The sequence below is a fragment of the Nostoc sp. CCY0012 genome, from assembly GCF_963920855.1.
GTDB lineage: Bacteria > Cyanobacteriota > Cyanobacteriia > Cyanobacteriales > Nostocaceae > Cyanocohniella.
Genome location: NZ_CAWUDM010000129.1, coordinates 1 through 14,634, shown reverse-complemented (window position 1 = coordinate 14,634; position 14,634 = coordinate 1). Strand labels below are relative to the sequence as shown.

The 14,634-nt window shown below is 39.5% G+C and carries 12 protein-coding genes; 5 read left to right on the top strand and 7 right to left on the bottom strand.

Annotated elements, in window-relative coordinates:
- Positions 1-4: 4 nt before the first annotated feature.
- A complete protein-coding gene (locus tag ACM0OS_RS25135; RefSeq protein ID WP_414545907.1) occupies positions 5-4,000 on the bottom strand; it encodes a hypothetical protein in 3,996 nt (1,331 codons plus the stop codon).
- A 37-nt stretch (positions 4,001-4,037) separates the two neighbouring features.
- Between ACM0OS_RS25135 and ACM0OS_RS25130 the strand changes: the two genes are divergently transcribed.
- Positions 4,038-4,571: a hypothetical protein gene (locus ACM0OS_RS25130; RefSeq protein WP_414545906.1), complete on the top strand. Its 534-nt coding sequence runs from the start codon at positions 4,038-4,040 to the stop codon at positions 4,569-4,571.
- A 123-nt stretch (positions 4,572-4,694) separates the two neighbouring features.
- Here the strand turns inward: ACM0OS_RS25130 and ACM0OS_RS25125 are convergent, their stop codons facing one another.
- The gene (locus ACM0OS_RS25125) at positions 4,695-5,177 is read right to left on the bottom strand and encodes a hypothetical protein (RefSeq protein WP_414545905.1); all 483 of its coding nucleotides are present in this window, start codon (positions 5,175-5,177) and stop codon (positions 4,695-4,697) included.
- A gap of 109 nt (positions 5,178-5,286) precedes the next feature.
- Positions 5,287-5,706, bottom strand: coding sequence for a hypothetical protein (locus ACM0OS_RS25120; protein ID WP_414545904.1), 420 nt, complete (start codon positions 5,704-5,706; stop codon positions 5,287-5,289).
- Between ACM0OS_RS25120 and ACM0OS_RS25115 the strand changes: the two genes are divergently transcribed.
- Positions 5,705-6,010: a hypothetical protein gene (locus tag ACM0OS_RS25115; RefSeq protein ID WP_414545903.1), complete on the top strand. Its 306-nt coding sequence runs from the start codon at positions 5,705-5,707 to the stop codon at positions 6,008-6,010. The two genes, ACM0OS_RS25120 and ACM0OS_RS25115, sit on opposite strands and share 2 nt — an antisense overlap.
- Here ACM0OS_RS25115 and ACM0OS_RS25110 read toward each other — a convergent pair.
- On the bottom strand, positions 6,007-7,212 hold the full coding sequence (locus ACM0OS_RS25110) for an AIPR family protein (RefSeq protein WP_414545902.1): 1,206 nt from the start codon (positions 7,210-7,212) through the stop codon (positions 6,007-6,009). The genes ACM0OS_RS25115 and ACM0OS_RS25110 overlap by 4 nt on opposite strands.
- A 347-nt stretch (positions 7,213-7,559) precedes the next feature.
- The gene (locus ACM0OS_RS25105; protein ID WP_414545901.1) at positions 7,560-9,755 is read right to left on the bottom strand and encodes an ATP-binding cassette domain-containing protein; all 2,196 of its coding nucleotides are present in this window, start codon (positions 9,753-9,755) and stop codon (positions 7,560-7,562) included.
- Positions 9,756-9,836: 81 nt separating this feature from the next.
- Here ACM0OS_RS25105 and ACM0OS_RS25100 point away from each other — a divergent pair, with 81 nt between their 5' ends.
- Complete coding sequence (locus ACM0OS_RS25100; RefSeq protein ID WP_414545900.1) at positions 9,837-10,253, top strand: hypothetical protein; 417 nt, start codon at positions 9,837-9,839, stop codon at positions 10,251-10,253.
- A gap of 64 nt (positions 10,254-10,317) precedes the next feature.
- Positions 10,318-11,079, top strand: a complete 762-nt coding sequence (locus tag ACM0OS_RS25095; RefSeq protein ID WP_414545899.1) for a hypothetical protein — start codon at positions 10,318-10,320, stop codon at positions 11,077-11,079.
- Positions 11,080-11,164: 85 nt separating this feature from the next.
- Here the strand turns inward: ACM0OS_RS25095 and ACM0OS_RS25090 are convergent, their stop codons facing one another.
- A complete protein-coding gene (locus tag ACM0OS_RS25090; protein ID WP_414545898.1) occupies positions 11,165-12,421 on the bottom strand; it encodes a hypothetical protein in 1,257 nt (418 codons plus the stop codon).
- Positions 12,422-12,433: 12 nt separating this feature from the next.
- A complete protein-coding gene (locus ACM0OS_RS25085) occupies positions 12,434-12,946 on the bottom strand; it encodes a hypothetical protein (RefSeq protein WP_414545897.1) in 513 nt (170 codons plus the stop codon).
- Between the two features lie 1,067 nt (positions 12,947-14,013).
- Between ACM0OS_RS25085 and mobV the strand changes: the two genes are divergently transcribed.
- Positions 14,014-14,622 carry a MobV family relaxase gene (gene mobV / locus ACM0OS_RS25080; RefSeq protein WP_414545896.1) on the top strand — a complete coding sequence of 203 codons (609 nt, stop codon included), beginning with the start codon at positions 14,014-14,016 and terminating at the stop codon, positions 14,620-14,622.
- The last annotated feature ends 12 nt before the right edge of the window (positions 14,623-14,634 follow it).

Below are 14,634 nucleotides of genomic sequence, written 5' to 3'. Positions count from 1 at the left end.
CGTGTTACTGTTTTTTCAACTTGAGACTCCAAAAAGTTTTCTGCACCACTAAGGTTTCAACCTTATGATTATCTACAGCCATGCCCATGATTCCTAGCATCCTATCTTCAGGAACAAAAAACAAGAAAGTGGGGCGTTCTTTAATCTGATGCAATAACGGCGCACTTTTATCAATCATTTCCTGTTGCGGTGTCACTACCTCTTTATCTGGAGATGGAGATACTTGTTTTTCCTTAATCCAAGTTTGCGGATATTCAACTGTGTTGGGGTCAAGTTTAACGAAGGTATGACTGAAATTACTTTGCAGGGTAGCTGGCACTTCAGTCAGTTTACCAAATTGCAACACTCCCAATTCTTTGAGTGCTTCCTTGTCCTTCTTGAAATGCAGCACTCCTAATGGTTTGCCATCCAGAAATACTGCATCTCTAGTTTTTGATTGGGGAATTTCTAAAGTGACTTTTCGATAGTCGTTACTACCAAATGATTCTTTCTGAAAGTCATACACATCAACTTTGTTAATTTTTAACAAATTCCCTTGCTGGGATTCACCAACTAAAGATGTAACCTTATTACCATCAGTAATAGGCGTGAATTTTAAATTGAGTGGATTGCCATTTTTCAGGTAGTTAATTTGGTCAAGTTGCTTGACTGAATCAGCATCTAATTCTCCCAGCGTTTTGCCATCAAGTTGGATTTTCACGGCTTGATTAGGAACCGGGACAGTACCAATTGCCAAGTTAGCTGATTGGGCATGAAATTCTTGACCAGAATATGAGAATTTGCTGATTTCTCTGATGGTGAACTCAATTGGAGCTTTCCCTTCTACTGCAATAGTACCTGTAGCTGTATATGTTTCCCCTGGTACTATGTTGGCTTGAGCTTTTGTGCCAATGGGTAACTGTCCTGTCCTTGGTTCCAGCATGGCAAATTCTTTATATTCACCTTCATTGTCTTGCACAAAGACTAATCGAGAACCATGACGTTCATGATCCTGGGGGTGATGAGAACCTTTGATTTCAACAGGATATTTCTCATCTGGGTTCCAAACTTTACCTTTGAAATTATTCGCCTCATTGTCCAGCGTCACCAATTTCATGTCTGTGAATTGCAGTTCCCCCAGCCGGGACACTATTTCATTTGGGAATGCAGCAAAAGCGAAATTGGATACTTTCTTTTGAACGTCTTGCTTTTGTTCAACTTCATCTTGTCTAGTAGCCGAAATACTCCAAGCAGCAGCAGCCGCCGATAATCTCTCAGATTCTGGGATGGAAGCGCGGAATGCTTCTGCACTTTGGTACGCTTGCTGGAACAGTAACGAGGTTTGCCCCCGGCTCATTTCCGGTTTGATTTCTTTGAGAAAAGCCCCAGCGGTGATCATCCCCGGTTTTAGATTGTAACCCGCTACTGACTGTTGGCTAACTGTCCCCAGTTTACGGTATTTGGGTTTGCCATCTTCCATCTCCCCATCAATTTGAGCCATTGCTAATAATTTATGAGGGCGTTCCCGACTACGGTACTGCTCGGAAATTTCTTTAAGCTCAATATTCAATCTTTGCCCATTCCAAATACCAGGATGACCATAACGAGTCAAGTTTGTGATTTCCAGTTGCGCTCCGTGGGTTGTTTGGATGATGGCACATGGCCCTTTTTCAGTCTCTCGCCGTCGCTCCATTGCTACTGCTGCATTGAATTTCTGGTCAAATTCCTGCTTGGCAAGAATGGCAGAGAATCTTTGTTGTGGGGTAAATTCTACTCCCTTAAATAAATCTTGAAACTGAACTATAGGGCGTGATTCAAGTTGAGATTGCTGAAAATATTTGTTGGTTTGGCTGATTAATAACTCTACTGGTGAATAGCCTTTGGGAGTAATGCCTTGATTAAGATATGCTGTTTTCGATTTCTTATCTTTGATATAGTTAACATCTCTATACAAATAGCGTTGGTTCTCCCTGACTAAATCCATTTCAGGTTTTTTGGCACTTTTAAATAAATCCACGGCTATTTGATTTTGGTAACAGCCTTCCTCAATTAGCTGACGATACATTTGGCGATTTACGTCCATCGCCTGTTGTATAATCTCTGGTGTTCTATGGGGATTTTCAGATAGAGTTACAAACTGTTGCATATAGGGCTTGTATTCTGCCCTAATTGGCTTGGGTTTATCATAACCTTCTTGTTCAAATAAACTTTGGTAATGACTGGAAACTTGGTCTAAATATTGTGATTTTTGCTCAAGTGTTCCATAAGTATTTAAGACTTCAATTTCTGACTCTAATGCTTCTAATGCAGTAACTTGGTTATTGATAATCCCCACGCTGATGCTGTCGCTCATGTGGATGGCAATTTCTTCAAAAGGTGGTTGTGTTCCGTCCTCCCTGTAGAATGATTGCTTTTTTAGCTTGACTGTGGGAGAGTATGCGTTTTCTACTTGGTTCCTGTACTCGGCTTCTGCTGTAAAGTTGGGATATTTACTGGCAACTTCCACCCCAATGCAGTCGCCATCAAAATCTCTAGCCTGACGCTCTGACTCAGTTTCGGCTGGTGCTACTTCATTCGCTTCCAGTCTTGCTTGTATCCGTTTGTGGTCTTCATCATTAACTACGATGATTCCTTGTAAATCTGTACCGTCTGGAGCTAAACGGTCTTCAACATATTTATTAACAGAGACACAAAGCCCATTGGAATTAAGGAAGGGAGAACGAAAGTTAAGGATTTTTTCATGTTCATCTATCCAAGGCACACAAATCTCACCATTCTTCAATTCCTTGGATGGGATAATCATTCCTCGGTCAAAAGTTAACGTCTTGCCAACAGCAATATCCCGCCACTCGCTTTGAATGAACCTTTGTAACTCTTGTTTTATTTTCTCAGTTTCTATCAGTTGATTATGTCCTAGTAAATCTGATTTAATGATTTTATATATCAATGAATCATCTTGCTTAGTTTCATTTTCATCATCTAACTCATTATCATCATGGCTAAATACGTCTAGCTGTTTGGCAAGTGTTTCTTTAATCTCTGGCGTAGTTACTTCTTGCTCTATGGATGCTTTCTGTTGTTCAGTAAAAACTTTGCGTTTCTCATACTTCTCACAGTAAAGTTGAGCTACTTTCCTGGGGTCATCTTGAACTTCTGCCAGCTTTTGTGCTTGTGTTTCTAGTTCCTCTGCAAAGTCCTTAATCCCTTGGGGGAATGATGCCAATAATTGAGATATGGCAGTTTTACCCTTTTCGGATTGTGCTTTTTCACCCAACCAAATATTTTGCTGGTATAGTCCCGGTTTGATTTGTGGCTTACTTGGTCCAGCAGGGTTATCTTTATCAGTGCCTTTAAAGCTGGATAGGGGGATAATTAAGTCAATCTTGGGTTCATTGCTGGGATTAGCATATTTTATTCTATCCAGTTTATATGGACGTAATGTACCTTTACCAAAGCGATACTTAGTATCTTCTCCATCGTTATCTTTCCAGCCAAAACGGTGTTGAAGTACCCGATAGCTTTTATCTTCTTGTTCTTCTCTTTTGGTTAATTTATCATATAACTCAGTAGAAATTTGTCCGTAGCAATCTCCTACCAGTTTCCACGCATCTTCATTTTTAATTATTCCTCCATTTTCGCCATTGCTATCATCTACTATCAGAATATTTAGCTGTTCACTGATTGAGTTTTTACAAGAACCTAAAAAAATTGAACCGTAAGCACCTCTGTCTTTACGGTCTGGGCAAAGTTTTTCAATTTCTTCCAAACATTCTGATGGGCCGTAAAGTAATCTAGTTTTTGAAGATAGCAACAGAATATGACCATCTGGATGATTTCGTAAATCTTCTGGTTTACTATATTCATCAATATGTCCAAATGAAAACTCTTTACCTGGAAAGAAAGATTCTAGTAGTGTATCATCTAACTGTTCAGCTAAAATTGATTCAGTATTCTGGTTATCTCCATCTGTATGAATCCATTGATTTAGTCTAGTATCGAAGTGTTTAAATTCTAATGTCATAATTTTTCAGTAATTTGTAATTTTTTGGAGGTTTGATATGTCAAGAATTAAGCGTTGGATTAACATGAACAAGAAAGAATTTTTACCTGATGGCACATTAAAACAGGAAGCTAGAGAAGAAATGTTATCTAGTGGAATGAATGAAGGAGCAATTGATAGTTATGCTCGTAGAGCAAAACAAGAGTATGACGAGTGGAAACATTTAGATGAAACTGACCCAGAAGAATGGGTTAATTACACTGCTTACGATTTCTTCACAGAGGAAGAGAAAAAGCAGTTTAATCAAGATGGTTCACTCAAGCCTGAATATGTAGAAGAAGCTTTACAGAAGGGCATCAGTGAGAACTGGTTGTCAGAAATGGAACGCCGCAAGAAAATCGAAGTTGATAATTACAATGCGGTATCTGCTAAACACGCGGAACAAGGCATCAACTTTGGTGCATGGCAAATGCGCGGCAGAATTGCCTCCCACAAAACATACGGGCAACGGCTGAAGCAGATGCAGCAAGATTTGCGGAATTTTGAGGACGCTGACAGTCTGCCGTTTGATAAAGACACCACATATTGGTAGATAATTCAAAACAATTCAAAATGCAAAATGCAAAATGCAAAATTGAAGAACAAGAATAATTTAAAATTAATCAATTCTGGGTACAAGCCCCCATTAATCTCTTTAATTTTGAATTTTTAATTTTTAATTTTGAATTGGAGCGTTGCGTTCGTTATCAGTGCGGTAATTATTAGATGTGCCGTCTGGCTTGCTACTTCCGGTGGGTGCGATACCATCGCTCTGCTGTAGATTGCGTTCTAGCAAAACATCGTACCCGGCTGAGTGCCGAGCTTCAGTCCGGGATAGTACCCCATGACAGAACGCAATCATCCCCAAGAGTGCAAAGGAAGTGATACAAACCCGTTGCAATGAGTGGAATATGGATCTTTCTTTAGCTTGTTGGGTGAGGATATCGTACAGTTTGTTTTCACCAGTTCTTCTTTTGAGGTAATCCAAAACTTGTAGACATTGGGTGATATCCTCGCCCCTTTGGGCTTTTTGACAAATCAAAATTTCCATCCGTTCTTTGCGGCGTTCGGAAGTGGACAAATCTAGCTCGTCCCATTCAGGAAATTCCGATGTTTCGCTGAAACTGGAGTTGGTATTTTCAAGTGACAAAAGCTGCATCTGTTTCACCAAATCAAGGCTGAAAACAACATAGCTTTGTCCAATTCCCCAAAACAATCTACAAAAGTACGATATTGAGATCATACTTTTGTATGTTCGGTTAATACGGTTATAGTTTTAGGTCTAATTCGTAACTCTTTTGTATACAGTATTGATTTTGTTTTGGCTGATCAGCACGGAAAGGATTTGTGCCATCGACAAAGATTTCCTGTCCCAGAGTCCGGCCATCGCCATCAGTGTCGCTTTGCAGGATAAAGTTCAACACATGGGATGGCATACCGTTGACCACTGCTTGAGCGTAAAAGGACTTCACAAACTCGATTGATGCTTCACTGTTTGAAAGAATCGCTAACGTGCGTCTTGCATCTTGGACAGTCATCTTGCGAACATCTTTCACCCCGGCTTCTTGCCAGATGTCGTTAAAAAACTCGGTTTTTTCTGCGGATTTTTGCTCCCTGGCGAATCGGGCTAGTTGTTCGGCTTGGAGTTGAAGCTCAAGTTCAAAATCAAAGTTTTCAGATTCAGACATGGTGATTAACCTGTGTGAACAAAAACGGCAACAAGAAGGGTGTAGTACAAAGGTCAAAATGTTTACCCCTACACCCTACACCGAATGGCACGAAGATAAGCTGAAACCTCGTCAGGGCAGGGTGTGGCAGGTGTGGCAGGTGTGGCAGGTGTTGGGAGAACGTTCTCCTCCTCTTCCCTCCATCTTCCCCCTCTTCCCTCCATCTTCCCCCTCTCCCCTCTCTTCCCACACTCCCCACACTCAAAAAGCCAGTTATATCAGGGCTTTGCGATTAACGAGCGTGCCATTCCACCCTACACCCTAGCTCCCAGTCAAAGCTAAGGAATCGCTTTTTGCAGAGTTAACCATTTTCATTAAATGCTGGTTGAGATAACTTTGGGCGGAGATATACAAACTCTCCCAAATTTCTTGATTACGACAGATTTTCGTACCCACTGTATTCCCTGCTAATTTCTCTGATACCAAGTACTTCCGGTAATAATTCCCCCACAGATGTTGGAGAAAGTTTTCTGCAAACTCGTTGAAGGGGATAATCCAGTTGTAATTCTCGTCTAGGAATACCCGATAGGATGCAATGATGGGCAATGCTAAATCAGTAGGCGCACCGAACCCAAACGAGTATTTGCTATCGGGAAGCAGGGTGTTTTTGCGCGTATCAATTGAAGCGAGGTCTATTACTCCTTTCCTTCTGGGGTTGCTGATATGTTCTTGGACAATTTCGTACAATCTTTGTTCAATCCACAGCGCGTTAGTCAGTAAAGGAAGTAACTTAGTCAATCTTTCCCTTTCAGCATCACTAATATGACTAGGTGTGCTTGTACCTGTGGGATGCTTGGTTCTTTTATTCCCATCAGGGTTATACCGATTCCTATCCAGGCAGTTAATCAACTTGAACAGGTGAGTCACGTTACATTGGGCATTTCTGGGAGCGCCACTTTGGTTCTGATAGTAAGCGATGCGGAATTTTCTATCTTCTTTGCGTTCTAACTTAGCTAAATACTGTTTAATAAAATCGTAATCACCCTTGGCATTGACTTTAGAGCGAGAATCCACAGGGGAACTAGTATTAGAAGCCAGCGCAATATCTTTAGCCTCTGCCTCATTCAAACCCACATGAATGGTAACTTTCACTCTGGCAAGACTGACATCAAGCTTGTAATTTCTGGCTTGTTCAAATGCCAAAACTGTATGGCCACCGTTGATGATGCCGTCACTACCTCCCTCAGAAGCTTCTAGTATCTCTAGTTCCAGTTCGGTTTTATTTTTGTTCGGTTTAACTTTATTTGCACACAGCACAATTCCACTGTGACGCTCGAAGAATTTTTCAGGCTGAGTCGTCAACGAGTCATAAATTTGTCTGTATGTTGAACTTCTTTTATTGGGTTCGCGGATGTTGGGTTCTAAGGGTAAGTTTGTCGGAAATGTATCTACGTAGGCATTCGCAACAATGCAATTGGGTTTGGCATTGAAGTAGCTGTCTATCTTGAGAATCCAGGTTTTAGGCATAAGTTATTTTGTGGTAGGAGTAAAACAATTCAAAATTCAAAATTCAAAATTCAAAATTGTTTTTTGAATGTTTAGAAGATTATCATCACTAATTGTAAAATACTAAACCAAAAAAATATTGTGGGGCTTATACCTAAAATTAATAAATTTCAGAATCTTACTCCTTCTTGATTAACAGATTGTGTATTTTGAACACAATGTTTAGTTTAAATTTTGTAAATTTCTGCTGGGCATGGCTATACTTAGCTTACAGTATTGAGTTGCTACTTTAAATTAATTCACGTCCCCAAGCAGATAAAAAACAAATTCTTGTGAATAGCTGTATTTAATTTTGAATTGATTCATTTTCATCCTTTTGCTGACTGAAACAGAAACAATAATATAGCAATTGCACTAATCAACACACACATTTGCATCCAACTTACCATTATGTTGATGCTGAAAATTTCTCCATAACTTTTGTGAAGATTGCCAATCAATTGACGGGCTTTGTAAACATCATTCCAGATTAATGATGACCTTTGGATTGTTCCCAAACCAGGGAATTTGCATTGGTTGAATACATTTTTTCCGTAACAACTACAAACTGTAGTCTCTTGTTCTGACAATCCTTTTCTCTGTTGTTCAGTTTTTTCCCAGCAGGGGTCTTTGCCTACGTCTACACCCAATCCACTGAGTGTTACCAAAGACTCAAACGGGTATTTGGTTAACATCAATTGGTTGATTACTTTGCCAGCATCTTGAAATTCGTTAACTGGGAGAATGCCTCCACCAAAGATTACCTGCGGCACTAATACCAAAATTGTTAGTAAAGGCGCAACACTTTGATTGGGTGCGATCGCTGAAACTAATAACCCCAGTACCATACTGCCAAACGATGCTAGAAACAGGGTGATGTACATCGAAGCCAAAGCACTTTCAGGAAAAGTAACTGCACTAACCATACAGCCTAAAAGTACAGCCGACTGGTACAATGCCAGCAAAATTGACAGGTGAAATTTGGAGGCAAGATAAGGCAGCACCCCTAATCCCGCACTTCTTTCTCGGCGGTAGATTGCAGTTTCTTTGGCTATCTCTGGCATAGTAGCCAACGCCCCTGCCATAACTGCCATAATCACAGTCACAAATAGCATTGTGATTGCTTGTCCTGCATTGCCAGTTCTGTTGTCTAACAAGTCAGACTTCCACAATAAAAAGTTGAATCCTCCCAGTATCGGCGCTCCTGTGAGCATTAATGCCAAACTGATTCTGTTTTTAACCAAGATAGTTAGATTACGGCGACACAATACCCACCATTGTTGCCAGTAGTTTGTTCGGGGTGTTACTGGTGTAACTTTGGTTTGGGGGATTGATTTTTGGCGCTCGCTCACAAATCTTTTGTAAAATCCAGACCCCTTAAACAGTTCTTCCCATTTTTCTGGTGATAACTGCCGTTCGACTTTGTTATATATGGTGTCAAAATCTGGAACTTTAAAATAATCAAACGCCATCTTAGGTGGGCCAAAGTAAGCCAGCCGTCCACCCTTGGCAAGAAACACTACAAAGTCAGCGATTGCTACATTCTTAGTGGCATGAGTGATTAGTATAACTGTACTGCCATTGTTAGCTAACTCTCTGAGCAGTTCCATAATTTGCAGTTCAGTACCAGGATCAAGTCCTGACGTTGCTTCATCAAGGAAAAACAAGCTGGGCTTGGTGATTAGCTCGACACCAATGCTGACTCGTTTGCGCTGTCCACCACTCAATCGTTTAATAGAAACGTGTTTGCGCTGGGTGAGTTGTAATTTTTCCAGGACATCTTGGATACGCTGTTGTCTCTGGTCTGGTGTAGCATTGGGTAATCTTAATTGTGCTGCATAGTTAAGTGCCTCTCTAACAGACAATTCCGCGTGAACAATATCATCTTGTGGGACGTAACCAATGCTGTGTTTGAAAGCTGGAAAATGTTGGTACAAGTTAACCCCATTCACCAGAACCTTCCCACTATTGGCACGGCGTTGACCATTCAGTGCATCCATTAGAGTAGACTTTCCACCACCACTGACCCCTGCAATTACGATAAATTCTCTGGGCAGAAACGATACAGAAATCCTGTTGATTAAAGTATTGCCAAAAAACGGGCTGGTGGATTTGTACAAATTAATGGCATCTAAGCGGAATTTTTGTACAGTTGGACTTTCCTGCTGCTTATTGAGTAACTGGGTTTTGGCTGCTGGGGGGAAAATTTGTGTTCTGAACGTTGGAGGAATACTGATTTTTACTTCAATGATGATAGAGCCAACTTGTACTAAACTCCCATTTGTCAACGCCTGGGATTGGTGAGGTTTAACCTGTACGCTACCAATACGAGTCCCACTACTGCTGCCTAAATCAACTATCAGGTATTGGTCTTGTTTCCAAATAATTCTGGCGTGGAAGCTATCTACACTTTTGTCGGTGATCACCAAATCATTTCCTGGGTCACTACCAACTGTAAATGGAAGTTGGTCTACAGCAATTTGTTGTGTTGGATTTGTATGAATTGTCAGCTGTAGAGTTTGCATAAGTTTAGGCTAAATTTACTTATTGCCGCTTTCAAAGATAATACCGCATACAAGAACTGAGAGTCGCTATGCGAAACATGAATGAACAATCAATCACCAAAAACATTCATGTTCAACAAAATTTCAGTGGCTCTAATTATTTCTCTGTTTCTTCCTCAACCAAGTTATGCTGCCATTAACCGCGATATATTGAGAGGTGGAGCATTAGGAATTGTCCAATGCCAACATATTCGAGGAAACAAAACCAAAATTGTTTGGCAGGTTATTGTTAATGACTCAAACAAACCTATCAATGCCACACATTTTTATTTTCAAACTTCTGATGGAGTACTCAGAGATATTTATAGCGTAGTTTCTCCCACAACTAACTATCAAACAACTGAAATCTTTGATGGGCTGAAACAAACAATCAATATTTCAGGTGAAGCCTATCATATAAGTTTTTCAGGGGTTTATCGATATTATTTACAAAAACCTTTAGTCGTCCAATGTGATTAAGATATCCTAGATTATAAGAGAGAGCATCGGCTATCTCTTATATTTTTTATAATTTTTCCTAAAAATGAACATTTCAACTAATACTTCCGGCACTGGTCATGTTCGCATTGGTTCTTCAAGCTCTATAGATTTTGCTTTTTGGATACTTCTTCAAGACGGTCTACATGTATCATCATTTGATAAACATACTGGTGGCAATCAAATTTTGCAATTACATGGAATGAATCCTACATCTTGGCTTGATTGGTTAAAATTAATTCTCATTCATCATGATAATCGACTAGCTTGGCATATCTCAGACATTAACCAAGCCGTCAAAGACAATATCCAATCATTTCAACAAGTTTTAGATATTAATCATCAAATTAATGGCACACACAATCAAGATTTTTATAATACTCAACATCAATTTTATTGGCAACAGCTAACTGAACAAGAACAAAGCTATCAAGAAGCACTAACTGATTACGAAGGATTGGATTTAGATTTGATTAGAAATCATTTACCTCCTCAGTTATGGCAAGATGGACAAGAAATTCGCGGGCTATTAACTCAGCTATGGGATGAGTATCAATTAGTCAAATATTCTAATCAATTCATTAGTAATATTTTACAAAAACCTCATGCATGGAGAGTAGAAACCAATCCACCTACTAATAAGTATCGAGAAATTTATCTGGTTGATTATCCTCATGAAATAGAGATGTTTGTTCCTCCTATATTTGCTATTGTTTCTTTGCCAAATTATCCGTTTGATGATGCTATCTTAGAGCAAAGACTTTTCCGAATAATTGATTTTTCTAACCACGATTTTCAGCCAGTTTAATATTAGGAGGCGGAACCAACCCTCCCCTCACTAAATAAAAAGCAGGAAAGATGGGGAGAAGGTTTCCCCAGTCCCTCTGCAATCTTCAAATAACTCCTTTGTGCATGGGCATGAAACCCTTCTTAATCCATACCTCTTCTGGAGGTGTGCCGTGATACGTGGGTTCTTGGTGATTATTACTTGTTGGCACTAAACGTCGCCCCTGACGGTCGTAGCCAAGATTTTGATCCAACATTTTGATATGACTAATGTGAGAAGTCCACACATCTGCTACTCTATCGCCCAAACCAAGAGTATGTAATTTTTCTGGAATTGACACATTACCATTCCAAACAATGGGTATTCCCTCGTTCTCAAAATGCTCTGTCAATTCTTGCTTAACAAACTCTGCCGTCCCTCCACAAATCAAAATCTCATTCAGATATGGCATATTTCGCATCCATCGTAATAATCCACGGCAATACTCATCACGCACAACTGGTAACACTTGTTCAAACAATTTCAAATCCGCTTGTTTTTCTAGCTCTGTAGTTTTGCGTGACAAGGGACGAAAAGCCTGAAAATTCCCCTCATTTGCTGCTATTAAAGCACTAATCAAACGCGAATCATCTCTCGATAACCCTACTGCTGTACGCTCCACAAATTGGCGTACCATCCAACTCATTCCCAAATCGCTGGTTTCTGATTTACCAGGACTACCTTGCACCGAAAAGTAAAAGCTAGCGTTTCTATACCCCAACATCAGCATTCCGATATTTTTCTGGAAATATTCATTTTTAAGTCCACGGCGACGATACGCCATAATTCCAGACCCTTCTGAAGAAACATCAAAATTACATAACTTACCTTTTAGTTTTCCTGTCGGGGTTTCTACACCTTTTTTTAAAACCTGTGCTAACTCTATTGCTAACTGTTTACCATCATTGATTTCTCCTGGTGGCAACAAAAGTTGTAGAAAAACTTCACTAGTCGATTTGAGATCGAGTTTGCTCCATGCCAGCCATAACATTCCCATAATTTTAGGCTTGGCATATTGATACTTCAAATCTCTTAGTGCCGCCGTCCCCGCAAACATACTTTTCGCCAACTCACCCAATACATAGTATTCTTCTGACCATCCCACCCATGCAGTATTGCTTTTGTAACATTTATTCTGTTGCTTCAATCGCTCAATTGAACCTTTGCCCACATCTGCCACTTCTGGTGACATCGCCAACACTATTGGTACTCCATCTGGATATACTTGTGCGATCGCTTTAGTCTGACTCCCACCTAAATCACAAGTCAACACCAGCTTTTTGACATTTTTGGCATCATTTAATTTATTTTTATTTTCTGTCATAATTTCTCCTATCTAATCTCCAGAACCCAGTATTCGATTCGCATCTCTCAATTCTTCAGGTTTTGGCAAACCCATTAATGCTGCCTCTACATCCCAATCATCACCCTCATCGTCAGTCTCAACCTCATGTGCTTGAGCATTGGATTGACTATTGTTATTTGAATGATTCTCTGAAAGCTCTCCCCAGATAGATGCTGTGTCACCTGATGTCCCAAACGTTTGATTGATGACCACTGGCGGAGTCTGAACTGGATCTGCATCAATTCCACAAATTCGTCGGATGACACTAATTTGTGCTTCTAATTCACTGATTGCCCAAATCCCTATTTGTCTTAAGTTTTCTCCACGTAATCCTAAAGAAAATAATGCTAAAGGCAACCAACATTTTTTCAGAGTAGATGTAATTGCCTCTGAATAATCCATTTCCAAAGACAAAGGATTTAACCTCAAGTAGTCAATCACTTTACCATCTAAACTTTCGCTAGGTCGTCTAAATGAAACTACTTTATATTTTGAATCACCCATATCTCTCATTAATTTTTCACTCTGCTATTGCAGAATACTTAGCCATTATATCTCTTAAATCTGACTCGCATTTGTAAATTCATGTCTACTAGTTAGCCATTTTCATTTAATTTATTTAATTGACTTAGCTCTCACCAAAAATTCAACTGTCAACTAAAATAATTTTTACTATAATCCCCACTAATAACGTAGACTTTTAATGTTTTATCAGTACAGAAATTGTCAAATCAAATACTAGGTTACATCTAGCAGACATTTTGTATCTAAATCAGTAATTTTGGTGCAATATGTCTGCTGTTTTGCATAATGACACTTACTCATACACCTTTTTAGCCTGCCTATAGTTGTCTCTAGCCAGCTTAATAATTGCCAAAATATGACAATTCAGTGCAAAATGTCTGCTAATTTGCACATCAAAAAAGCGCAGAAATTGCTGTCAAACATATATGTAGACCAGTTTTTAGCCTTTTTATCCTAAATTACCATTGTCATTAAACTCAAAATTATTGAGAATACAATAATACATTTATGCTGCAAAAGTAATTCAAAAAACCGTTCAGAAATTATTCTGTAGGTGTTGATAATACAATTAGTTACAAAATATTTGAAACCAGCTTAATCATTATCATTAAATCAGGTTTATTGACAATAAAATAGGCTGAAACCCTTGCAGATACGTTATATTTGCTAGGTTTTGGCTAATGGTCATTTAGGCATTTTTAATAGTAATTTGTTGTAAAAATTAATCCGGCAACAGCATTTCTAAGATAGGGGCATTCTAGTCATACTAAAGTATGGTTTTTGAAGTCATCCACATATTAAAAGTCTGCATATTCCCCCTCGTAATAATATGTTTGCTATACTTATGTGAGAGGCGTTTGTGTTAAGTATTAGCGCAGATAGTACTAGAACTATCACATGAATGTCCGGGGAATTTGTGGGGAAGCATACTTACTACGGATCTATAAATCCTGGGTGAGATATACCCCTATTCGGGGTTGCTAGTATACAGGATACATTTGCCCTTTGGGGCATAAAAATTGAACTAAATATATAACTAATAAATTATGGCAAGTTTAGCAATTTTGCGTGTAACGAAGCTGAAAACTTTTGGTCATGTAGGTGGTAGTGAAGCCCATACTGCAAGACTTCAAGAAACTGCTAATGCTGACCCACAACAAATGAATCTCCGGTTGATTGGGGACAGAGATCGCCCGTTAGAGGAAATTGTCAAACTCAAAATCCAATCCAGTACAAAGCACAAGCCACGTAAAGATGCAGTGTTATGTAGTGAGATGTTTCTTTCCGCATCTCCAGAATATTTTCGACCTCATGACCCATCACGTGCTGGGGAATGGGATATGCAACGAATGAAAAAGTTTGCTAGTACTTCCAAGATATGGCTTCTTGAAAATTATGGCGATAAGTGCGTCAGGGCAGAGTTACACCTAGATGAAGCCACCCCCCATATTCACGCATACATCGTTCCTATTAACGATAAAAGTCAACTCCTGAGTCACAATGAAATGTTTGGCGGGCCAGCCAAGGAATGCAGAATCAAGTTATCCCAACTCCAAGATAGTTATGCTGCGGCACTGGCACCATTGGGTATTGAGCGTGGGGTCAAAGGTAGTAACAGTAAACCAAAAAGTTTTCCCAAAAGGGCGAATCACTAGGTATATAGGAGA